A 22895-nucleotide genomic window follows, 5' to 3' on the forward strand; every position below is an offset into this window, starting at 1 on the left:
GCCGTCAGGCGGGCGGGTCCTGGCTCCCGCCCGCGCCGACCCGTCCCTGCAGCAGCCGGGACAGGGCGGCGTGCACCTCCTCGACCGAGCGGTCCGGCTGGAAGGACTGCCAGTCGAGGGCGGCGACCAGGACCATGCCCAGGAGGGCGGAGGCGGTGAGCGGGATGTCGAGCTCGCCGGAGAGCTCACCGGCCTCCACGGCCTCCCGCAGGACGGCCTCGACGACGGACTGGGCGCGGCCGCGCACCGAGGTGAGGGTGGCGCGCCAGGTGCGGTTGGTGCGCCACAGCTCGGCGACGTAGAGCTGGATGAGCGCGGGGGAGCAGGCGATGAAGTCCAGGCCCGCGCGGATCATGGCGTCCAGCGCGTCGACCCGGGTGCCGCCGCGGGCCGCGGTGGCGTCGGCGGCCCGGCGCAGCGAGTCGGCGAGCAGGTCGATGCCGTCCCGCAGCAGCTCCTCGTAGAGGACGTTCTTGCTGGCGAAGTTGTAGTAGACGGTGCCCTTGGCGACACCGGCCCGGTCGGCGATCTCGTCGACGGTGGTGGCGGAGAAGCCCTGTTCCGCGATGAGGGTGACGGCCGCGTCGAAGAGCCGGCGGCGCGTCGAGGTGCGGCGGGTGACGGGGGAGGCCCCCGGGGCGGTGCCGTCGCCGGCACCGCCCCGGGAGACCTGGGGAACGCTCACAGGCTGAGTTCCGGATGCAGGTCCTTCATCCGGACGACCTGCCGGCTGCGCGCCGCGAGGGCGGTCAGGGCCAGCGCGGCGAGGGTGAAGGCCACGAGGACCCCGCAGCCCTGCTGGACGATGGCCAGGTCGCCGCCGGTGATCAGCCGGCGCAGGCCGTCGACCACGTAACTCATCGGCAGGAACGGGTGGATGGCACCGAAGAACCCGGGGCTGGTCTGCACCGGGTAGGTGCCGCCCGCCGAGGTCAGCTGGAGCATCAGCACGACCAGGGTCAGCACCCGGCCGGCCGGGCCGAAGAACGCGCCCAGCAGCTGGATGATGGCGGTGAAGCAGGCCGTGGCCAGCAGCAGGAAGCCGACGGTCCCGGCCGTGCGGGCCATCTCCAGGCCGAGGCCCCAGTGGAGGACGGCCATCAGGGCCAGCACCTGCACCACGCCGATGGCGTAGGCCGGCAGCCAGGAGCCGAGGGCGATCCGCCAGCCCGGGGCGCCGGCGGCCAGCGCGCGCTTGCCCAGCGCCGGGAGCAGCATGAAGGCGACCATCGCGCCGACCCACAAGGAGAGCGGGATGAAGTACGGCGCCAGGCCGGTGCCGTAGTTGGGCGCCTTGTGCATCGACTTGGCGGCCAGCTCGACCGGGTCGGACATCACCTCGGTGCGGGCGTCGCGGTCCTTCTTGTTGTAGTCCGGGATCTTGGCGACGCCGTCGTGCAGGCCGTCGGCCAGCTGGTTGGTGCCGTCCTTGAGCTTGAAGAGACCACCGGTGAGCTTGACGGCGCCGTCCTCGGCGCTGCCGACGCCGCTGTGGACCTGGCCGGCCCCGTCGGCGACCTTGCCCGCGCCGTCGGCGAGGCTGCCGATGCCGTTCACGAACAGGCCCGCGCCCTCGGAGACCTTGTGGGCCCCGGCGTTGAGCGCGTTGATCTGACGGATCGCGGTGTCGGCGCGCTGCCCGATGCCCGGTGCCTGCTCGGCGACCATCTCCGCGCCCTGGTGGATCTCGCGCAGCTTGCCGCGCATCTTCCCGAAGTCCGCCCCGGCGATGGCGTCGTTGACCTTCTCCGCGGCGTCGGCGGCCACCTTGGTGCCGTCCGCGACGACCTTCAGGTCGTCGCACTTCGCGTCGGTGTCCAGCAGTCCGCCGCAGCGGTCCTGGTAGACCTCCGCGGCCTTGTCGGCGCTCTTGCGGGCCTGGGAGGCGGCCTTGGCGGAGTCGTTCGGCAGGGTGTCGAGGACGTCACCGATGGTCTCGGTGGCGTCGGCGACGAACTGCGCGCCCCGGCCGATCTCCTTGCCGTGCTCGCGCAGGAAGGGCAGGTCCTTCTTGGCGAGGCCGTGGACCTTGTCGGCGAGCTGCTGGGTGCCGTCGGCGACCCGGCCCGCACCGTCGCGCAGCTCCCGGGCCTTGGCGACGGCCGTGGCGGCGCCCTTGCTCAGGTCACCGGCGCCCTTGCTGACCTTGCCGGCGCCGTCGTGGAGCTTGCCGAGGCCGTCGGCGAGGTCCCCGGAGCCCTTCTTGGCCTTGCCGACGCCGTCGTCGACCTTCCCCGCCCCGTCCGCCGCCTCGGCGGTCTTGTCGTGCAGGTCGGAGAACGAGATGAAGATCTTGTCGAGCATGGCCCGCGCGGAGGTCGCCGAGGTCTTGGCGCGCACCTCGGAGAAGACCGTCTTGGAGATCGAGCCGACGACGTAGTTGTTGGCGTCGTTCGTCCGGACCTTGAGCGCGCCCGTCTGCGGGGTCTTCCCGGCGCTGGAGACGATCCGCTTGCTGAAGTCCTCGGGGACGGTCAGCGAGAGGTAGTACGTGCCGTTCTCGACGCCCTTGGCGGCGTCCGCGGAGCTGACGTCCTCCCAGTGGAACTTCTTGCTGTCCTTGAGGTTCTCGGCCAGGTCGTCGCCCGCGTGGATCTTCTTCCCGCCGGAGGTGGCGCCCCGGTCGTCGTTGACGAGGGCCACCGGGATCTTGTCCAGGCGGCTGTAGGGGTCCCAGAAGGAGCACAGGTACAGCGCCCCGTAGAGCAGCGGGATCAGCATCAGGGCGACGAGGCCCAGACGGGGAAGCTTTCCTCTGCCGAAACGCCTGAGCTCAAGCGCGGCCAGTCTTGGCGAACGCATGCGCCGCTTCCTCCTCGGTGGTGTGGGGCTCGTCCTGCCCGGTGGCGGACTCGTCCTCGGCGGGGGTGGCCTCGTCCGCGGTGGCGGTGGACTCGCCCTCGGCGGCGGCGGGGGCCGCTGCCTGGGTGTCCTTCCGCGCGGTGCTGACGAGCAGGGCGTCCGCGGGGGCGTCGCTGCCGGCCGCGACGACCGTGGTGCCCTCCCGGGTGATCTCCCGCAGCATCTGCCAGGCCGCGGCGCGCTCGGCCTCGGAGAGCTTGAGGTCCACGTCGTCGACGGCCAGCAGCTGCGGGCCGTGCATCATCCCGAGCGCGACGGAGAGGCGCAGCGCCTCGATCCGCTCCAGGTCGCGCACGGCCGTCCGCAGTCCCTTGGGCAGGGTGTCCGGGTCGAGCCGGACGGTGGCGAGCGCGGCGTCGATCCGGGCCCGGGTGGCCTCCTTGTGGCGCCTGCTCCAGGGGAGCGAGGCGCCGAGGCCCTGGAAACGGTGGAGCAGGGCCTGTTCCCGGAGGTGTTCGCCGACCGTGAGGGCCGGTTCGAGGTCGACGACGCCCGGGACGTGGGCGATGGCGGTGCGGCTGCGCACCGTGCCCATCCGCTGGGGCAGCGGGAGTCCGGCGACCGTCGCCGTGCCCTCGGTGATCCGCATCCGGCCGGTGAGGGCCAGCAGCAGACAGGTGCGGCCGGAGCCGGAGGATCCCCGCACCGCGATCAGGGTGCCCGGTTCGGCGGAGATGTCGATGCCCTGGAAGGCCCACCCTCTCGGGCCCTCCACTCCGATCCCCCTGGCGTCGACCGCCGCCCCCTGGCGGGTGGTGTTCACAAACACCCCTCCCCTTTTGATCTGACTGGTCAGTCTAAAAGTGTGCCGCATGCGGGGCCTTCTTGACCAATCGGGGGCCCCGGAGAACGCGTTCGGGGAAACCGGAGAACGCGTTCGGGAAAAGATGTGCCGATCGGCCCGTGACCCGGACGGGGGAATCGGCCTAGGGTGCCGTGCAGGCGGGGGCCTGATGATGTTCACAGTGATGCCCGTGCCGCGTCATGCGGCACGGGCGCGCACATATGACGGAGAACCATGGAACCTTCGGCACAGCACCCCGCAGGCCCGCCCCCGCGGCAGCCGGCCGAGCACGCCGCCGGGGCCGGGCGGCCCGCCGGCCCGGTGGCGCGCCGCTCCCGCAAACTGGCCGCCCCGCTGCTCGCCACGGCCCTGGTCGCGGTCCTCGCGCCGGTATCGGCCTCGGCCGCCGTACCGCGGCCCGCGCCGCAGCCGGCCGGCCGCGCCCAGGGTCCCTGCCTGCCGGGCGACGACAGCGACGGCTGGACCGCCACCAGCACGAAGATCGACCCCAAGGACAGCCACCATGCCTTCGTCGGCAACGGCTACCTCGGCCAGCGGGTGCCGCCCAACGGCACCGGCTACGCCGCCCCCGGCGGCACGACCGGCTGGCCGCTGAAGACCCCGGAGTACGACGGTTCCTTCGTCTCCGGCCTGTACGCCAAGGGGCCCAAGGACGTGAAGGGCCGGCAGGCCATCGCCGCCCTCCCCACCTGGAGCACCCTGGACGTCGCCACCGGCGGCGCGCACCCCGAGACCTTCTCCTCCGCCACCGCGCCCGGCCGGATCTCGCACTACCGCCAGACCCTGTCGCTGCGCTGCGGCTTCGTCCGCACTTCGCTGACCTGGACGGCCGCCGACGGCCGCGCCACCGACCTGGTCTACGACGTGCTCGCCGACCGCGACGACGCCCACACCGGCGCCGTACGCCTGCGGATGACGCCCCACTGGAGCGGCTCGGCCACCGTCACCGACCGCCTCGACGGCCGCGGCGCCCGCCGGATGGCACCGTCCGGCAGCGGCGGCGGCAGCGCGTCCGCCCCCGGCGGCACGGACAGCGGCGGCAAGGAGGCCCAGAGCAAGGAAGCCCGCGGCAAGGAGTCCGGCGGCGGGGAGTCCGGCCGCACCATGGACGTCGGGTTCCGCACCGACGGGACGAAGACCGAGGGCGCTCTCGCCTCGACCCTGCGCACCGGGCCCGGGGTGCGCGCGGGCCGTCCAGGGCCCGCGCCGCGGGCGGACGGGCTCAGCAACCGGCAGCGGGTGTCCTTCCCGGTCCGCGGCGGCCGCTCGTACGAGCTGACCAAGTACGTCGGCGTGGACACCGCCCTCACCTCCCGCTCCCCGCGCGCCTCGGCCGACGCCGCCTCGCGCCGGGCCGCCGACCGCGGCTGGGACGCCCTCTTCGCCCGGCACGCCGCCGCCTGGCAGCGGCTGTGGCGCAGCGACATCGAGGTCAAGGGCCGGCGCGATCTGCAGTCCTGGGTGCGCTCGGCGCAGTACGGACTGCTGTCCTCCACCCGCGCCGGCAGCGACAACAGCATCGGCCCCACCGGCCTGACCAGCGACAACTACGCCGGTGAGGTCTTCTGGGACGCCGAGACCTGGATGTACCCGGGCCTGCTCGCCGCCCACCCCGACCTCGCCAAGTCGATCGTCGACTACCGCTACAAGACCCGGGACGGGGCCCGCGCCAACGCCAGGAAGCTGGGCTACAAGGGGCTGTTCTACCCCTGGACCAGCGGCAGCAAGGGCGACCTGTGGAACGAGTGCCACAGCTGGGACCCGCCGCACTGCAAGACCCAGAACCACCTCATGGGCGACATCTCCCTCGCCACCTGGCAGTACTACCTCGCCACCAAGGACACCGCCTGGCTGAAGTCCCGCGGCTGGCCGGTCCTCAAGGGCATCGCCGAATTCTGGGCCTCCCGGGCCACCCACAACGCCGACGGCAGCTACTCCGTCAAGAACGTCGCCGGCCCGGACGAGTACAGCAACGGCGTCGACGACGGTGTCTTCACCAACGCCGGCGCGGCCACCGCGCTGCGGCACGCCACCCGCGTCGCCGCGATCCTCGGCCAGAAGGCCCCGGCCTCCTGGAACACCATCGCCGACAAGCTGCGCATCCCCTACGACAGCAAGAAGAAGATCTTCGAGCAGTACGCCGGGTACAAGGGCACCACCATCAAGCAGGCCGACACCGTGCTGCTGATGTACCCGCTGGAATGGCCCATGTCGCAGACCCGGGCGGCCCGCACGCTGGACTTCTACGCCGGGCACACCGACCCGGACGGCCCGGCCATGACGGACTCGGTGCACGCCATCGACGCGGCCGGGATCGGCGAGCCCGGCTGCTCGACGTACACCTACCTGATGCGGTCCATCCAGCCGTTCGTCCGCGGGCCCTTCGACCAGTTCTCCGAGGCGCGCGGCGACAAGGCCGGCGCCTCGGACCCGCACGCCGGCAAGCCCGCACAGGACTTCCTCACCGGCAAGGGCGGCTTCCTGCAGACCTTCACCCACGGGCTGACCGGGCTGCGGCTGCGGGAGAACGCGGTACGCCTCGACCCGATGCTGCCGCCGCAGCTGTCCCGGGGCGTCACCCTGCGCGGCCTGCACTGGCAGGGCCGGACCTACGACATCGCGATCGGCGCGCACCAGACCACCGTGCGGCTGACCGCCGGTGCGCCGATGCGGATCGAGACACCGGAGGGCGACAAGATCGTCAGCCGGGGGGTGCCGGCCGTCCTGAAGACCCGCCGCCCGGACCTCGCGGCGACCTCGAACGCGGCCCGCTGCACCTCGGCCGAGGCCACCTCCGAGGAGCCCGGCCTGTACGCGGGCGCCGCCGTGGACGGCAACGCCACCACCGCCTGGGTGCCGAACGCCGCGGACGGCACCCTCACCGTCGACCTCGGCCGGACCACCCGCGTCGGCCAGATCACCCCGCACTGGAACGCGACCGAGCCGAAGTCCTCCAACGTGCAGGTCTCCCGGGACGGAAAGCACTGGTCGGGGACCGGATACGCGGGAAAGACGCCGGCCCGGTACGTACGGGTCGTGGTGCACGGTGACCGGGCCAAGGGCAAGGACGGCAAGCCGAAGCCGCATCCGGGGATCTCGGAGCTGACGGTGGAGCGGGTGAAGTAGCCCGCCCGGAACACCGGCGCGGACGGCCCCGTCCGGACCGCACGGACGGCCCCCTTCCGGACCACCCGGGAGGGGGCCGTCCCACGTGCGGACACCGGGCGGGGAGCACCGCCCCGGCCGGTGGATTGTTGCGGCGGGATGAAATCCGGCCCCCGCGGTGTTGGTGCCAGGCGTCAAGTGTCGAGGCGCGGGAGGCACCGGGTGGCGGGGACGGAAAGCAAGCGAGTGGGCTGGGCGAGGCGGCTGGTCCGCGACTGCTGGCAGTACCGGAAGGACGTGCTGCTCGCCCTCGGGTCCTCGCTCGCCGGGATGGCCGTGCTGGCCCTGGTGCCCCTCGTACCGAAGCTGATCATCGACGACGTCATCGTCAGGCACGAGCGCGCCCTCGCCCCCTGGGCCGCCCTGCTGGTCGTCGCCGCGGTCGCGGTCTACGTCCTCACCTACATCCGCCGCTTCTACGGCGGCCGGCTCGCCCTGGACGCCCAGCACGACCTGCGGACGAGGATGTTCGGCGCGATCTCCCGGCTCGACGGGCGGCGCCAGGACGAGCTGAGCACCGGCCAGGTCGTCGGCCGCGCCACCAGCGACCTCCAGCTGATCCAGGGCCTGCTGTTCATGCTCCCGATGATGATCGGGAACGTCCTGCTGTTCGTGATCTCGCTGGTCGTGATGGCGGTGCTCTCGCCGATGCTCACCGTCATCGCGCTGGCCGTCGCCCCCGCCCTGTGGTTCATCGCCCAGCGCAGCCGTGCCCGGCTCTTCCCCGCCACCTGGTACGCCCAGGGGCAGGCCGCCGCCGTCGCCGGGGTGGTGGACGGCGCGGTCTCCGGCGTCCGGGTCGTCAAGGGCTTCGGGCAGGAGGAACAGGAGACCGGCAAGCTGCGCGAGGTCAGCCGCCGGCTGTTCGCCGGCCGGCTGCGCACGGTCCGGCTCAACGCCCGCTACACCCCCGCGCTGCAGGCCGTACCGGCCCTCGGCCAGGTCGCGATGCTGGCCCTCGGCGGCTGGATGGCCACCCAGGGACAGGTCACCCTCGGCACCTTCGTCGCCTTCTCCACCTACCTCGCGCAGCTGGTCGGCCCGGTGCGGATGCTGGCGATGATGCTGACCGTCGGCCAGCAGGCGCGGGCCGGTGTGGAGCGGGTCTACGAGCTGATCGACACCGAGCCGTCCATCACGGAGCGGCCGGACGCGCACGAGCTGCCCGCCGACGCCCCGGCCACGGTCGTCTTCGACCGGGTGACCTTCGGCTACGCGCCGCTGCACGACGGCGACGGCGCCGGCCGCGGTGACGGGCCCGACGGGGACGCCCCGGCCACCGACGGGCCCGCGGCGGCCGCGACCGGCGACCGTCCCGGCCGCCCCCTCCGCCCCGTCCTCGACGACTTCTCGCTGCGCATCGAGGCCGGTGAGACGGTCGCCGTGGTCGGCACCTCCGGCAGCGGCAAGTCCACCGTCTCGCTGCTGCTGCCCCGCTTCTACGACGTCTCCGCGGGCCGGGTGCTGGTCGGCGGCCACGACGTGCGCGACCTGACCCTTCCCTCGCTGCGGGCCGCCATCGGCCTGGTGCCCGAGGCCAGCTTCCTGTTCTCCGACTCCGTGCGCGACAACATCGCCTACGGCAACCCGGACGCCACCGACGAGCAGGTGCGCGCCGCGGCCCGCGCCGCCCAGGCCGACGGCTTCATATCCGAGCTGCCCCAGGGCTACGACACCAAGGTCGGCGAGCAGGGGCTGACCCTGTCCGGCGGCCAGCGGCAGCGCGTCGCCCTGGCCCGCGCCATCCTCACCGACCCCCGCCTGCTGGTCCTGGACGACGCGACCTCCGCGGTCGACGCCCGGGTCGAGCACGAGATCCACGAGGCGCTGCGCGGCGTCATGGCCGGCCGCACCACCCTGCTCATCGCCCACCGCGCCTCCACCCTCGCCCTCGCCGACCGGGTCGCCGTCCTCGACGGCGGGCGGCTGGTCGACATCGGCACCCAGGAGGAGCTGGCCGACCGCTGTCCCCTCTACCGCAGGCTGCTGACCGACCCGGAGGAGCTGGGCGGCGTCGAGCGCGACCCGGCGGGCGAGCTGGCCGGGCTCCTCGACGGCGAGTTCGCGGCCGAGGTGCTGGAGGAGGACGCGGCAGCGGACGGCGACGGACCCGGGGACGGGGCCGACGGCGCGGCGGGCCGCTCCCGGCCGGGCGGCACCGTCACCCCCGAGCTGTGGGTCCGCCGGGAGCAGGAGGCCGAGGCGGGCGGGGCCGGGATGGCGGCCCGCGCGGCCGTCGCGGCCGGGCCCGGCATCGGCGCCGCCATGGCCGGCCTCCCCGCCACCCCCGAACTCCTCGCCCAGGTCGCCGCCCTGCCGCCCGCGACGGACACCCCGGACGTCGACGAGGAGCAGGCCGTGCGCCCCGAGCGCTCCTACGGACTGCGCCGGCTGCTGCACGGCTTCGGCGGCCCGCTGGCCTTCGCGCTGGCGCTGGTCGCCCTGGACGCGCTGGCCGGACTGCTGCTGCCGGTCCTGATCCGGCAGGGCATCGACGAGGGCGTCCGGCGCGGCGCGCTGATCGGCGTCTGGACCGCCGCCGGGATCGCCCTGGTCGTCGTGCTGGCGCAGTGGGCCGCGCAGATCGGCGGCAACCGCATGACCGGACGCATCGGCGAGCGGGTCCTCTACTCCCTCCGCCTCAAGATCTTCGCGCAGCTCCAGCGCCTCGGCCTCGACTACTACGAGCGCGAGCTGACCGGCAAGATCATGACCAGGATGACCACCGACGTGGACGCCCTGTCGACGTTCCTGCAGACCGGCCTGGTCACCGCCCTGGTCTCGATGCTCACCTTCTTCGGCATACTCGTCGCCCTGCTGGCCATCGACCTCCAGCTGGCCCTGGTCGTCTTCGCCACCCTCCCGCCGCTGATCATCGGCACCTACTTCTTCCGCAAGCAGAGCGTGAAGGCGTACGAGCTGGCCCGCGAGCGGATCAGCGTGGTCAACGGCGACCTCCAGGAGAGCGTCGCCGGGCTGCGGATCGTCCAGGCGTTCCGGCGCGAGGGCCGCGGCACCGAGCGGTTCGCCGCCCGCAGCGACGCCTACCGCCGGGCCCGGGTGCGCGGCCAGTTCCTGATCTCCGTCTACTTCCCGTTCGTCCAGCTGCTGTCGTCGGTGGCCGCGGCGCTGGTGCTGATCGTCGGCGCCGACCGGGTCGGTTCGCACACCCTCACCGCCGGCGCGCTGGTCGCCTACCTGCTCTACATCGACCTGTTCTTCGCCCCCGTCCAGCAGCTCTCCCAGGTCTTCGACGGCTACCAGCAGGCGTCCGTCTCCCTCGGCCGCATCCAGGAGCTGCTGCGCGAGCCGACCACCACCCCGGAGGCCGACCGGCCCCGCGAGGTGCCCGCGCTGCGCGGCGACATCACCTTCGACGGGGTGCACTTCCACTACGGCGGGGGCGACGAGCCGGCCCTGGCCGACGTCGACCTGACCATCCCGGCCGGCCAGACCGTGGCCTTCGTCGGCGAGACCGGCGCCGGCAAGTCCACCCTGGTCAAGCTGGTCGCCCGGTTCTACGACCCGTCGGCGGGCGCCGTCCGCGTCGACGGCACCGACCTGCGCGAGCTGGACCTGACCGCCTACCGCCGCCGCATCGGCGTGGTCCCCCAGGAGTCCTACCTCTTCGCCGGCACCGTCCGCGACGCCATCGCCTACGGCCGCCCGGACGCCACCGACGCCGAGGTGGAGGCCGCCGCGCGCGCCGTCGGCGCCCACGCGATGATCGCCACCCTCGACGGCGGCTACCTCCACGAGATCGCCGAGCGCGGCCGCAACCTCTCGGCCGGCCAGCGCCAGCTGCTGGCGCTCGCCCGCGCCGAACTCGTCGACCCGGACGTGCTGTTGCTCGACGAGGCCACCGCCGCCCTGGACCTGGCCACCGAAGCGGTCGTCAACCAGGCCACCGACCGCCTCGTCGGACGCCGCACCACCCTCGTCGTCGCCCACCGCCTGACCACCGCGGCCCGCGCGGACCGCGTGGTGGTGCTCGACCGCGGCCGGATCGCCGAGGACGGCAGCCACGCCCAACTGCTGGCCCGCGACGGCCGCTACGCGGAGCTGTGGCGCACGTTCACCGGCGAGGAGGAGGAACTCGCGGCCTGAGGCACCGGCCCGTGCCGTGCGGGGCCCGTCCGGCGGTACCGCAGTGCCGCCGGGCGGCGCCCCGCCGACCCGCCGAAGCGTGCCGGGGTCTGGTGGCGCCCTCCCCGCGCCGATAGGTTCAGCCCGACCTTTGCTATCCCAAGGGGAGGGTGCATGCGCAAGGCCACCAGATGGCTGCTGTCGCTCGCGGTGCTCATAGGCACGGCGGGAGCCGGCAGCGCGCCGGCGGGGGCGGCCACCGCCGCCGAGCCGAAGACCGGGGACATCAAGGACCGGATCCTGTCGATCCGGGGCATGAGCCTCATCGAGGAGAAGCCGGTCGACGGCTACCGCTTCTTCGTCCTGAACTACACCCAGCCGATCGACCACCGGCACCCGTCGAAGGGGACCTTCCAGCAGCGGCTGACCCTGCTGCACAAGTCGGTCGACCGCCCGACGGTGTTCTTCACCTCCGGCTACAACGTCAACACCACGCCGTCCCGCAGCGAACCCACCAAGATCATCGACGGCAACCAGGTGTCCCTGGAGTACCGCTACTTCACCCCGTCGCGGCCCTCGCCCACCGACTGGAAGAAGCTGGACATCCGGCAGGCCGCCGACGACCAGCACCGCCTCTTCACCGCGCTGCACCGGATCTACGACAAGAACTGGATCGACACCGGCGGCAGCAAGGGCGGCATGACGGCGACGTACTACCGCCGCTTCCACCCGCACGACATGAACGGCACCGTCGCCTACGTCGCGCCCAACGACGTGCGCAACGACGAGGACTCGGCGTACGACCGGTTCTTCAAGACCGTCGGCACCGCCCAGTGCCGCGCCGACCTCGCCGCCATCGAGCGCGAGGCGCTGGTGCGCCGCAAGGAGATGGTCGCCCGCTTCCAGGCATGGGCCGACAAGGAGAAGCAGACCTTCAAGACCGTCGGCAGCGCCGACCGGGCCTATGAGGTCATGGTCACGGACCTGGTGTTCGGGTTCTGGCAGTACCAGCCGGCCGAGACGGCATGCGCCGAGGTGCCCAAGCCGAGCGTCTCCACCGACGACCTGTGGAAGTGGATGGACAAGGTCGGCGGCTTCGACAGCTACACCGACCAGGGCATGGAGCCGTACACGCCGTACTACTACCAGGCGGGCACCCAGCTCGGCGAGCCCGGCTACCGCTACCCGCAGCTGGCCGGCCTGCTGAAGTACCCCGGGATCAACAACTCCCGGTCGTTCGTGCCGAAGGACATCCCGATGCGCTTCGACAAGCGCGCCATGCCCGACATCGACCACTGGGTGCGCCACCACGCCCACCGGATGATGTTCGTCAACGGCCAGTGGGACCCGTGGAGTTCGGAGCACTTCGAGGTCGGCAGGGGCGCCCGGGACTCGTATGTCTTCACCGTGCCCGGCGGCAACCACGGCTCGAACATCGCGAAGCTGCCGGAGGCCGACCGCACCAAGGCCACCGCCGAACTCCTGGACTGGGCCGGCGTCCAGGCCCCCGGCGGCCGGGCCACGTCGCCGGCGCCGTACGACAAGCAGCTGGACAAGCAGGAGGTCCGGCGGATGCCGATGCTGAGGCCGTGAGGCCGTGAGGCCGTGAGGCCGTGAGGCCGTGAGGCCGTGAGGCCGTGAGGCCGTGAAGTGGTGAAGGCGCGAGGCCGTGCGTCGACGCCGGGCCCAAGTGCCGGGCGGTCGTGGTGCGGTGATGCGGAACGGCGCGCTCCCCGGGGACAGGGGGAGCGCGCCGGGTCCGTCCGCCGGTCAGTACGTCAGGCCGTGGCCGATCCGGTAGAGCTCCTGTGCCGGGGCGTCGGCGCGCGGTATCGCGACGGGCAGCCGGCCCGCCGGGTCGCGCCGGCCGGCGATCACCCGGGCCGCCGCCCGCAGCTCGACATCCGTCCACGAGTAGCTCGCCAGGGCCGCCTTGACGCCGTCCAACTGGGCGATGTCGTACGGGTTGCGGACCGCCAGCTGCACCACCGGCTTGCCCGTGGCCAGCAGCGCGGCGACCAGCGCCCGCTGCCGCGAGTCCGCGGTCACGTTGTACGTCGCCACCACCGCCGCGTCCCGCTCGCCGAGCGCCGCCACCGCCTCGTCGATCGCCCGCTGGGACGGCGCCGTGCCCGTGGAGAGCGCGGTGGCCGTGAAGCCCAGTGCGGTGAGGGTCCTCGCCAGGACGGTGGTGGGCGGTCCGCCGGTCCCGGACGGCGCGGCCGCGTCGACGCCCGCCACCAGCACCCGGCGCTCCCGCCGCCGGGACAGCGGCAGGATCCCGCCGTCGTTGCGCAGCAGCGTGGTGGTGCGGTCCGCGATCCGGTCCGCGGCGTCGAGGTGACCGCGGACGCCGACGACCCGGTCCACCGCGCGGTGGGTGGTGTACGGGTCCGTGAACAGCCCGCGTCTCTCCTTGAGCAGCAGGATGCGCATGAGCTTGGCGTCGATCTCCCGCTCGGTCAGCTCGCCGTCCCGCAGCGCGGTGAGGACCGCGGCGTGCGCCACGGCGAGGTTCGGCGGGTTCAGCAGCTGGTCGACACCGGCCTTGAGGGCGAGCACCGGCACCCGGGCGTCGCCGTACTTCTTCCGGACGCCCTCCATGCCGAGGGAGTCGGTCACCACCACGCCGTCGTAGCCGAGGCGTTCGCGCAGGATGCCGGTGAGGATCGGCCGGGAGAGGGTGGCCGGGTCCTCGCTCGGGTCGAAGGCCGGCACCACGATGTGCGCCGTCATGATCGAATCGATCCCGGCGGCGATCGCGGCCTTGAAGGGCGGCGCGTCCAGCCGCTCCCACTCCTCGACGCTGTGGTGGATGTACGGCAGCCCGACGTGGCTGTCGGTGTCGGTGTCGCCGTGCCCGGGGAAGTGCTTGGCGCAGGAGGCGATCCCGGCGCCCTGATAGCCCTTCACCTCGGCGGCGACCATACGGGCCACGGCCTGCGGGTCCGCGCCGAAGGACCGGACGCCGATGACCGGGTTGGCGGGGTTGACGTTGACATCGGCGTCCGGCGCGTAGTCCTGCCGGATGCCCATCGCGTACAGCTCCTGACCGGCGAGGGCGGCGGCCGTGCGGGCGTCGTCGCGGGAGCCGCCCGCGCCGAGTGCCATCGCCCCGGGGAAGAGCGTCGCGGGCGCGCCGACCCGGGCCACTATGCCGTGTTCCTGGTCCGTGGAGATCAGCAGCGGGACGGGGACGCGCTGGGCGGCGGCGGCCTTCTGGATGCCGTTGGACAGGTCGGCGATCTGGTGCGGGTCCTGGGTGTTGTGCGCCCAGCCGAAGTAGATGATGCCGCCGACGTGGTATTTGGCGATCAGTTCGGCGGCGTTGGCGACGCCGATCTCCTGCTGGTTGGCGGCGGCATCGGCCGGGTCGGGGTCGGTGGCGGAGTGCCCGTAGATCCGCATGACGAAGAGCTGGCCCGCCTTTTCCTCCGGCGACATACGGGAGATGAGGCGGCGCAGCCGGGCCCGGGTCGCGGCGGAGGGGGCGGGGGAGCCGGCGGGGGAGGGCTGGGCGCCGACGGCGGGCGCGGCTGCGGTGCCCGCGGCGGCGGCAGCAGCGGCGGCGGCGGTGGTGGTCAGGAGGGTACGTCGGGAGGGCATGTGCGCTCCTTCCGGAGGGCTTCCTCGACTCGGTGAAGGAAACTTCCAAGGAGACACGGATAGCCGGAAAACTATTGTCGGTCAATGACTCCGTGCGCGGTGGCGCCCAGGTATTGCGCGGCGGGCGGGGATATGTGATGGGGCGTCGGGCGCGCCCCGGGATCAGGAGGCGGCGGCCCGGCCGAGGAGCTGCTGGAGGTGGGCGCGGCCCGGGGCCAGGAGGGCGGGGAGGTCGGCCGCCTCCGGGTACCAGCGCTTCTCGTACTCCCAGCACAGCCAGCCCCCCGATCCCTGGTCGTAGGTGCCCTCGGGGGCGGGCACCGGGCCGTGGGCGTCCGCGGGCTCCCGGCCGAGGGTGCCCAGGGCGGCCGCCAGCGGGAGGGTGCCGGCACCGAGCGGCAGGGGGGTGCGGTCCTCGGCCGAGGCGACGTCCTTGACCTGCACATAGCCCAGATGCGGGGCGAGCGCGGCATGGGTGTCGACGGGCTCCTCGCCGCCGAGCCAGCTGTGCAGCACGTCCCACAGCGCCCCGACCCGGCGGTGGCCCACCAGGCCGAGCACCCGGGCGGCGGCCGCGCCGGTGCGGTGCGAGTCATGGGTCTCCAGCAGGACCCGGACGCCCCGTCCGGCCGCCCGCGGCGCCACCGCCGCGAGCCGGCGGGCGGCGTCCGCGTCGGCCTCCGCCGCCGGGCGCTCCCCGCCGCCGGGGAACACCCGGACGTACGGCGCCCCCAGGTCCGCGGCGAGGTCCACCAGCCCGGCCAGCTCCCGCGCCAGCTCCTCCTCGCCCGCCGCGTCCCGGGCGGCCGCGACCTGCGTGTATCCGGCGACGGCGAGGATCTCCACCCCGGCGTCCGCGAACTGCCGCCGCACCGCGGCCCGTTCCCCCGCCCCGAGCAGCGGATGCACGGGCTCCTCCGGATGCGCCCGCAGCTCCACCCCCTGATACCCGGTGTCCGCGGCCAGCCGCAGCACCTCGGCCACCGGCATCCCCGGCACCCCGAGGGTCGAGAACGCGAAGCGCGTCGCGGGGGACCTGTCGTCCGTGCGGTCCGTGGTGGCCATGCCTGCGCTCCTTCGTGTCGCCCGTACGGCTACGTCGTAGCTGTCCTTCCGGTCCTTCCCGGTCTGTTCGTTTTCATCGCCTTCCCGGCCCCACCGTCACCCGGCCCTTCGCGGCGTCGGCCGACTCCGCACGGCGTCAGCCGCCTCTTCTGCAGCGTCCGCCCTGTCACGGCGTCAGCCTCCGTCGCAGGGGCACCCGCCCCGTCACGGCGCCGGCCCTCGTCACGGCGTCAGCCGCTTCTCGCAGCGCCACCCGCCCCGTCGCAGCGCCGGCTGCCCCGTCACAGCGTCCGCCGCCAGTCCTGGCCGATCAGGTCCTGTCCGAAGCTGTGGTGCGGCGACTCGGAGACCAGCTCGAAGCCGGCCCGCTGGTAGAGGGCGCGGGCCGCGCCGAGGACGGAGTTGGTCCACAGCACCATCTCGCCGTAGCCGGCCTCCCGCGCGAACTCCACGCAGGTGTCGACGAGCCGGCGGCCGGCGCCGTGGCCGCGGGCGGCCGGCTCCACCAGCAGCAGCCGCAGCCGGGCGACCCCCGGCCTGCCGTCCCGTACGCACATCACCGCGCCCACGCGCTCGCCGCCCAGCTCGGCTATCCAGGTGCGGTCCCAGCGCGGGTCGAAGTCCTCGGCGTACTCCGCGACGATCCGGGCCACCAGCGCCTCGTAGCTGAGGTCGAAGCCGTACTCGGCGGCGTAGAGGGCGGCGTTGCGCTCCACCATCCAGCCGAGGTCCCCGGGCCCGGACGTGCGCAGCGAGAGCTCCGGCGCGCGGTCCCCGGGCGGCCGCCTCGCCCCCTCTCCGGGCTGTGGCCCGTCCTCGCCGAGCAGGACGCGGATGGTGCGCATCGCGTCCACCAGGCGGGCGCGGTCGGCGGCCGGCAGCGGCCGCAGCAGCGACCCCGCGGCGTCCTGGGAACGCTCCTCCAGCAGCCCGGCCGCCTCCCGGCCGCCCTCGGTCAGGGTGATGCGCTGCCGCCGGGGATCCTGCTCGGACCGGCCGCGGGTGATCAGCTCGCGGTCCTCGAACCGGCCGAGCAGCCGGCTGAGGTACCCGGCGTCCAGCGACAGCGAGGCGCGCAGGTCGGCGGCGTCCACCCGTGACTGGTGGGCGACCTCGTAGAGCACCCGGGCCTCGGTGAGGGTGAACGGGGTGTACAGATGCCGCCCGTAGTCGAGGGCACCGATCAGGTTCGTATAGAAGCGGTTGAATCTGCGCAGCTCACGGACGTCCTCCGGGGCGCCGGGCGGTGCCGCGCGCGGGCCGTCGGGCGGTGTGGCGGATGGCGTGTCGGATGGTGCATCGGATGGCGTCCTGGCGGTCATGGCCGACCCCTCACCTTTGACTGAGTCAAGAGTAAGCCCGCCGGCCCGCTCCGCACATCCCTCTTTCGTGCCATCCGCGCCTCCCCCTCCCGCGCCGGCACCCGTCCCCTTGCCCGCCGCCGCGCCCGCCCCTGTGTTCGTGTCCCGCCACGCGGTCTGGCGCCCGCCGCCCGGAAGGCGCTTACTGGAGCGGGACTGCCACCTGCTGTGCGCGAGAGGGGCCGGGGCCGTGACACGCACGACCGTACGCATCGCCATGAACGGCGTGACCGGGCGCATGGGACAGCGACAGCACCTGGTCCGCTCCCTCCTCGCCCTGCGGGAACAGGGCGGTCTCGCCCTGGCCGACGGCACGGTGATCTGGCCCGAACCGGTGCTCGTCGGCCGCAGCGCGCCCAAGCTGCGGGCCCTGGCCGAACGGCACGGCCTGGAGCACTGGAGCCGCGACCTCGACGCCGTCCTGGGCGACGACACCATCGGCGTCTACTTCGACGCCCAGATCACCGCCGCCCGCGAGGAGGCCGTGAAGAAGGCCATCGCCGCCGGAAAGCACCTCTACGTCGAGAAGCCCACCGCGAGCAGCCTCGCGGGCGCGCTGGAGCTGGCCCGGCTGGCCCGGGAGGCGGGCGTCAAGAACGGCGTCGTCCAGGACAAGCTCTTCCTGCCCGGCCTGCGCAAGCTCCGCCGCCTCGTCGAGGGCGGCTTCTTCGGCCGCGTCCTGTCCGTACGGGGCGAGTTCGGCTACTGGGTCTTCGAGGGCGACTGGCAGGAGGCGCAGCGCCCCTCCTGGAACTACCGCGCCGAGGACGGCGGCGGCATCGCGGCCGACATGTTCCCGCACTGGGAGTACGTCCTGCACGAGCTGTTCGGGCCGGTCGAGTCCGTCCAGGCGCACCTGGCCACCCACCTCCCGCGCCGCTGGGACGAGTCGGGCACCCCGTACGCGGCCACCGCCGACGACGCCGCCTACGGCATCTTCGGACTGGCCGGCGGCATCGTCGCGCAGATCAACTCCTCCTGGGCGGTCCGGGTGCACCGCGACGAACTCGTCGAGTTCCAGGTCGACGGCACCGAGGGCTCGGCCGTCGCGGGCCCGCGCCACTGCCGCGTCCAGCACCGCGCCCACACCCCCAAACCGGTCTGGAACCCCGACCTGCCGGCCTCCGAGCCGTTCCGCGCGCAGTGGCACGAGGTCCCCGACAACGCCGTCTTCGACAACGCGTTCAAGGTGCAGTGGGAGCTGTTCCTGCGGCACGTCGTCCGCGACGAGCCCTGGCGCTGGGACCTGGCGGCGGGCGCCCGGGGCGTGCGCCTCGCCGAACTGGCCCGCCGGTCCTCGGCGGAGGGCCGCCGCCTGGCCGTACCGGAGCCGGGCCGGTGACCGCGCCCCAGGACCCCGCGGCGGACCCCTCGGCCCCCGGGACGCCTCCCGCGGCAGCCCGCACCGCCCCCTCCGCGCCGGACGCCGCCCCCGGCGCCCGCCCGGTCCCCGCACACCCCCCGTCGCGCTCCCGTACGGTCCTCGCCGCCGCCCATGTGGTCGCCGACCCCCACACCACCACCCCGGACGGCCCGGCCGCCGTCGACTGGGACGCCACCCTCGCCTTCCGGCACCACCTGTGGGCGCACGGCCTGGGCGTGGCCGAGGCGATGGACACCGCGCAGCGCGGCGCGGGCCTGGACTGGCCCGCCGCGGCCGAGCTGATCCGGCGCTCCGCCGCCGAGGCCAGGACCGTCGGCGGCCTGCTCGCCTGCGGCGCCGGAACCGACCAACTGGCGCCGCACGAAACCTCCTTGGACCGCATCCGCGGCGCCTACGAGGAGCAGCTCGGGCTCGTCGAGGACGCCGGTGCCCGTCCCGTCCTGATGGCGTCCCGTCAGCTCGCCGCGGCCGCCACCGGCCCGGAGGACTACCGCGCCCTCTACTGCCACCTCCTGCGCCAGGCCGCCCGGCCGGTGATCCTGCACTGGCTGGGGCCGGTGTTCGACCCGGCGCTGGCGGGCTACTGGGGCAGCGTCGACCCGGACGCCGCCACCGAGACCCTCCTCGCGATCGTCGCCGACCACCCCGGAAAGGTGGACGGCGTCAAGGTCTCCCTGCTGGACCCCGCCCGGGAGGTGGCACTGCGCCGCCGGCTGCCGCCGGCCGTGCGCTGCTACACCGGCGACGACTTCCACTACCCGGAGCTGATCGCCGGCGACGAGCACGGCGCCAGCCACGCCCTGCTGGGCGTCTTCGACCCGCTCGCCCCCCTCGCCGCCGCTGCCGTGCGCCTCCTGGACGGCGGGGACACCGCGGGGTTCCGGGCCGCCCTGGACCCCACCGTCGCGCTCGCCCGGCACCTCTTCGAGGCACCCACCCGCCACTACAGGACCGGCATCGTCCTGCTGGCCTGGCTGGCGGGCCACCAGTCCCACTTCGCCATGGTCGGCGGCCTGCAGTCGGCCCGCTCCCTGCCCCACCTGCGGCGCGCCCACCAACTCGCCGACCGGCTCGGCCTGTTCCCCGACCCGGAACTCGCCGCCCACCGGATGCGCCGGCTGCTCGCCGGCCACGGGGCGGGGGACGCGTGAACGACGCCGCCCCGGGCCTCCTCGACCGGCTCAGCCTCAACCAGCAGACCGTCCGGCAGTGGTCGCTGCCCGAACTGGCCGACGGCTGCGCCCGGGCCGGTGTACGGGGCGTGGGCCTGTGGCGCGCCCCGGTGCGGGAGTACGGGGTGGCCGCGGCCGCCCGGCTCCTGCGGGACGCCGGGCTGCGGGTCACCAGCCTGTGCCGGGGCGGCTTCCTCACCGCTCCGGACCCGGCCGGGCGGGCGGCCGCCCTGGACGACAACCGGGCGGCCGTCGACGAGGCGGCCGCCCTCGGGACCGACACCCTGGTCCTGGTCGCCGGCGGCCTGCCGCCCGGCAGCCGGGACCTCACGGGCGCCCGGGAGCGGGTCGCCGAGGCACTGGCCGTACTGGGCCCCTACGCCGGGCAGCGGGGCGTCCGGCTGGCCCTGGAACCCCTGCACCCCATGTACGCCGCGGACCGCTGCGTGGTCTCCACCCTCGCCCAGGCCCTCGACCTCGCCGAGCGGTTCCCCGCCGGACAGGTGGGCGTGGTCGTCGACACCTACCACCTGTGGTGGGACGACACCGTCGGCACCCAGATCGCCCGCGCCGGCGGCACAGGCGGGGCCGGGTCCCGGATCGCCGCCTTCCAGCTCGCCGACTGGATCACCCCGCTGCCCGAGGGCGCCCTGCTGGGGCGCGGGCAGTTGGGGGACGGCGCGGTGGACCTGCGGTGGTTCCGCGAACGCGTCGAGGCGGCCGGCTACCGGGGGCCGGTCGAGGTCGAGATCTTCCACCCGGCGCTGTGGGCCCGCGACGGCGCGGACGTGCTGGCCGAGGTCGTGGACCGCTTCCGCACCCACGTCGCCTGACGGGACGGGGCGCGGCCCGCACCCGCACGACGAGTCGCGGGGCGCCCGACGGGACGCGGCCCGCGGCGCACGGCGGGACGCCGTGCACAGCCCGTGCCGGAGAAACAACTCAGCGGATGCGCGCAACCGTTGGCCCTCCACAAAGGTCATAGCTGACGCCGGTCCCGAAGGGGAGGGGCCCGGGGGGGACCCGGGACCGGCGTGGAGGGGGAATCGAGGGGCCCGACCATCGGACGGGCCCCTCGAGGGGAGCTCGGGCCGACGGCATCCGGAGCCCGGCCTCCCGGCGCGTTGTCGGACCCCGGCGGTACGGTCGTTCCATGGTCAACGCAGCCGTGGTCGAAGGGGTCCTGGAGCGGATCACCTACGCCAACGAGGAGAACGGCTACACCGTCGCACGGGTCGACACCGGCCGCGGCGCGGGCGACCTGCTGACCGTCGTCGGCGCGCTGCTCGGGGCGCAGCCGGGCGAATCGCTGCGCATGGAGGGCCGCTGGGGCTCCCACCCCCAGTACGGCAAGCAGTTCACCGTCGAGAACTACACCACCGTCCTGCCCGCCACCATCCAGGGCATCCGCCGCTATCTGGGCTCCGGCCTGATCAAGGGCATCGGCCCGCGGATCGCCGACCGCATCGTCGAACACTTCGGCACGGACACCCTCGACATCATCGAGACCACCCCCGCACGTCTGGTGGAGGTGCCGGGCCTGGGCCCCAAGCGCACGAAGATGATCGGCGCCGCCTGGGAGGAACAGAAGGCCATCAAGGAGGTCATGGTCTTCCTCCAGGGCGTCGGTGTCTCCACCTCCATCGCCGTGCGGATCTACAAGAAGTACGGCGACGCCTCCATCTCCGTCGTCCGCAATCAGCCCTACCGCCTGGCCGCCGACGTCTGGGGCATCGGCTTCCTGACCGCCGACCGCATCGCGCAGTCGGTGGGCATCCCGCACGACAGCCCCGACCGCGTCAAGGCGGGCCTGCAGTACGCGCTGTCGCAGTCCACGGACCAGGGCCACTGCTTCCTGCCCGAGGAGCAACTGATCGCCGACGCGGTGAAGTTGCTCCAGGTGGACACCGGCCTGGTCATCGACTGTCTGGGCGAGCTGGCCGCCGACCCGGAGGGCGTGGTGCGCGAGCAGGTGCCCGGCGACGCGGAGGGCGCGCCGCCGGTCACCGCCGTCTACCTGGTGCCCTTCCACCGCGCCGAGATCTCCCTGGCCGGCCGGCTGACCCGGCTGCTGCGCACCGGCGAAGACCGGATGCCGGCCTTCCAGGACGTCGACTGGGACCGGGCGCTGGCCTGGCTGGCGCGGCGCACGGGCGCCGAGCTGGCCCCCGAGCAGCAGCAGGCGGTGCGGCTGGCGCTGACCGAGAAGGTCGCGGTGCTCACCGGCGGGCCGGGCTGCGGCAAGTCCTTCACCGTCCGGTCCGTCGTCGAACTGGCCCGCGCCAAGAAGGCCACGGTGGCGCTGGCGGCGCCCACGGGCCGGGCGGCCAAGCGGCTCTCGGAGCTGACCGGCGCCGAGGCGTCCACGGTCCACCGCCTCCTGGAACTCAAGCCCGGCGGGGACGCCGCCTACGACGCCGACCGGCCGCTGGACGCCGATCTGGTGGTCGTCGACGAGGCCTCGATGCTGGACCTGCTGCTCGCCAACAAGCTGGTCAAGGCGGTGCCGCCGGGCGCCCACCTGCTGCTCGTCGGGGACGTCGACCAGCTGCCGTCGGTCGGCGCGGGCGAGGTGCTGCGCGATCTGCTCGACGGCTCCGGCCCGGTGCCGGCGGTCCGGCTGACCCGGATCTTCCGGCAGGCCCAGCAGTCCGGGGTGGTCACCAACGCCCACCGCATCAACTCCGGCGTCCCGCCGCTGACGACCGGGCTGTCGGACTTCTTCCTGTTCGCCGAGGAGGACGCCGAGGAGGCCGGACGGCTGGCGGTGGACGTCGCGGCCCGCCGGATCCCCGCGAAGTTCGGCCTCGACCCGCGCCGGGACGTCCAGGTCCTCACCCCGATGCACCGCGGCCCGGCCGGTGCGGGCGCCCTGAACGGCCTGCTCCAGCAGGCCGTCACCCCCGCCCGCCCCGATCTTCCCGAGCGCCGCTTCGGCGGCCGGGTCTTCCGCGTCGGCGACAAGGTCACGCAGATCAGGAACAACTACGAAAAAGGCCGCAACGGCGTCTTCAACGGCACGGTCGGCGTGGTCACCGCCCTGGACTCCGACGAGCAGCGGCTGACCGTGCGCACCGACGAGGACGAGGAGGTCCCCTACGACTTCGACGAACTCGACGAACTCGCCCACGCCTATGCCGTGACGATCCACCGCTCGCAGGGTAGTGAGTACCCAGCGGTGGTGATTCCGGTCACCACCAGTGCCTGGATGATGCTGCAGCGCAATTTGCTGTATACCGCAGTGACCCGGGCAAAGCGCTTGGTGGTGCTGGTCGGCTCCCGCAAGGCGTTGGGGCAGGCCGTCCGCACGGTATCCGCCGGTCGGCGGTGTACGGCGCTCGATCACCGGCTCGCCGGTGCGATGTGAGAGGTCACCCCTCTTTCCCATT

13 protein-coding genes are annotated in these 22895 nt (G+C 73.8%); 7 read left to right on the plus strand and 6 right to left on the minus strand.

The window, feature by feature from the left end:
* Nucleotides 1–4: 4 nt before the first annotated feature.
* From K7396_RS23610 to K7396_RS23620, 3 genes are read right to left on the minus strand one after another with little or no spacing between them, the layout of a single operon-like run.
* Entirely contained in the window at nucleotides 5–685 is a 681-nt protein-coding gene (locus tag K7396_RS23610; RefSeq protein WP_086720093.1) for a TetR/AcrR family transcriptional regulator, read from the minus strand.
* Nucleotides 682–2802: a YhgE/Pip family protein gene (locus tag K7396_RS23615; RefSeq protein ID WP_086720095.1), complete on the minus strand. Its 2121-nt coding sequence runs from the start codon at nucleotides 2800–2802 to the stop codon at nucleotides 682–684. The genes K7396_RS23610 and K7396_RS23615 overlap by 4 nt, the downstream gene beginning before the upstream one ends.
* Nucleotides 2774–3625, minus strand: coding sequence for an ATP-binding cassette domain-containing protein (locus K7396_RS23620; protein ID WP_174886871.1), 852 nt, complete (start codon nucleotides 3623–3625; stop codon nucleotides 2774–2776). Before K7396_RS23620 ends, K7396_RS23615 begins: the two co-directional genes overlap by 29 nt.
* 255 nt (nucleotides 3626–3880) lie before the next feature.
* On the opposite strand from K7396_RS23620, the gene K7396_RS23625 reads away from it, so the two are divergent.
* The 3 genes from K7396_RS23625 to K7396_RS23635 all read left to right on the plus strand — a co-directional run bounded on the left by K7396_RS23625 (nucleotide 3881) and on the right by K7396_RS23635 (nucleotide 12511).
* The gene (locus K7396_RS23625) at nucleotides 3881–6793 is read left to right on the plus strand and encodes a discoidin domain-containing protein (RefSeq protein WP_086720099.1); all 2913 of its coding nucleotides are present in this window, start codon (nucleotides 3881–3883) and stop codon (nucleotides 6791–6793) included.
* Nucleotides 6794–6994: 201 nt separating this feature from the next.
* Complete coding sequence (locus tag K7396_RS23630; RefSeq protein WP_086720101.1) at nucleotides 6995–10939, plus strand: ABC transporter ATP-binding protein; 3945 nt, start codon at nucleotides 6995–6997, stop codon at nucleotides 10937–10939.
* A gap of 153 nt (nucleotides 10940–11092) precedes the next feature.
* A complete protein-coding gene (locus tag K7396_RS23635; RefSeq protein WP_086720103.1) occupies nucleotides 11093–12511 on the plus strand; it encodes a S28 family serine protease in 1419 nt (472 codons plus the stop codon).
* Nucleotides 12512–12688: 177 nt separating this feature from the next.
* On the opposite strand, the gene K7396_RS23640 is transcribed toward K7396_RS23635, so the two are convergent.
* The 3 genes from K7396_RS23640 to K7396_RS23650 all read right to left on the minus strand — a co-directional run bounded on the left by K7396_RS23640 (nucleotide 12689) and on the right by K7396_RS23650 (nucleotide 16911).
* A complete protein-coding gene (locus K7396_RS23640) occupies nucleotides 12689–14524 on the minus strand; it encodes a glycoside hydrolase family 3 protein (protein WP_152104443.1) in 1836 nt (611 codons plus the stop codon).
* 162 nt (nucleotides 14525–14686) lie between these two features.
* A complete protein-coding gene (locus tag K7396_RS23645; RefSeq protein ID WP_167392856.1) occupies nucleotides 14687–15589 on the minus strand; it encodes a sugar phosphate isomerase/epimerase family protein in 903 nt (300 codons plus the stop codon).
* Nucleotides 15590–15870: 281 nt separating this feature from the next.
* On the minus strand, nucleotides 15871–16911 hold the full coding sequence (locus K7396_RS23650; protein ID WP_086721884.1) for a bifunctional helix-turn-helix transcriptional regulator/GNAT family N-acetyltransferase: 1041 nt from the start codon (nucleotides 16909–16911) through the stop codon (nucleotides 15871–15873).
* Nucleotides 16912–17140: 229 nt separating this feature from the next.
* Between K7396_RS23650 and K7396_RS23655 the strand changes: the two genes are divergently transcribed.
* From K7396_RS23655 to recD2, 4 genes are all read left to right on the plus strand, one after another.
* Nucleotides 17141–18292, plus strand: coding sequence for a Gfo/Idh/MocA family protein (locus K7396_RS23655; RefSeq protein ID WP_086721883.1), 1152 nt, complete (start codon nucleotides 17141–17143; stop codon nucleotides 18290–18292).
* On the plus strand, nucleotides 18289–19485 hold the full coding sequence (locus tag K7396_RS23660; protein WP_152104442.1) for a dihydrodipicolinate synthase family protein: 1197 nt from the start codon (nucleotides 18289–18291) through the stop codon (nucleotides 19483–19485). Before K7396_RS23655 ends, K7396_RS23660 begins: the two co-directional genes overlap by 4 nt.
* Complete coding sequence (locus tag K7396_RS23665) at nucleotides 19482–20339, plus strand: sugar phosphate isomerase/epimerase family protein (RefSeq protein ID WP_086721533.1); 858 nt, start codon at nucleotides 19482–19484, stop codon at nucleotides 20337–20339. The genes K7396_RS23660 and K7396_RS23665 overlap by 4 nt, the downstream gene beginning before the upstream one ends.
* A gap of 320 nt (nucleotides 20340–20659) precedes the next feature.
* Nucleotides 20660–22873, plus strand: a complete 2214-nt coding sequence (gene recD2 / locus K7396_RS23670; RefSeq protein WP_086721534.1) for an SF1B family DNA helicase RecD2 — start codon at nucleotides 20660–20662, stop codon at nucleotides 22871–22873.
* The last annotated feature ends 22 nt before the right edge of the window (nucleotides 22874–22895 follow it).

This window comes from Streptomyces angustmyceticus (assembly GCF_019933235.1).
In the GTDB taxonomy this organism is placed as follows: Bacteria; Actinomycetota; Actinomycetes; order Streptomycetales; family Streptomycetaceae; genus Streptomyces; species Streptomyces angustmyceticus.

Bases quoted from the DNA above. Each gene is read 5' to 3' on its own strand.
- K7396_RS23650 (WP_086721884.1), bottom strand. From the start codon at position 16,911: ATGACCGCCAGGACGCCATCCGATGCACCATCCGACACGCCATCCGCC.
- K7396_RS23640 (WP_152104443.1), bottom strand. From the start codon at position 14,524: ATGCCCTCCCGACGTACCCTCCTGACCACCACCGCCGCCGCCGCTGCT.
- K7396_RS23635 (WP_086720103.1), top strand. From the start codon at position 11,093: ATGCGCAAGGCCACCAGATGGCTGCTGTCGCTCGCGGTGCTCATAGGC.
- K7396_RS23625 (WP_086720099.1), top strand. From the start codon at position 3,881: ATGGAACCTTCGGCACAGCACCCCGCAGGCCCGCCCCCGCGGCAGCCG.
- K7396_RS23615 (WP_086720095.1), bottom strand. From the start codon at position 2,802: ATGCGTTCGCCAAGACTGGCCGCGCTTGAGCTCAGGCGTTTCGGCAGA.
- K7396_RS23645 (WP_167392856.1), bottom strand. From the start codon at position 15,589: ATGGCCACCACGGACCGCACGGACGACAGGTCCCCCGCGACGCGCTTC.
- recD2 (WP_086721534.1), top strand. From the start codon at position 20,660: ATGGTCAACGCAGCCGTGGTCGAAGGGGTCCTGGAGCGGATCACCTAC.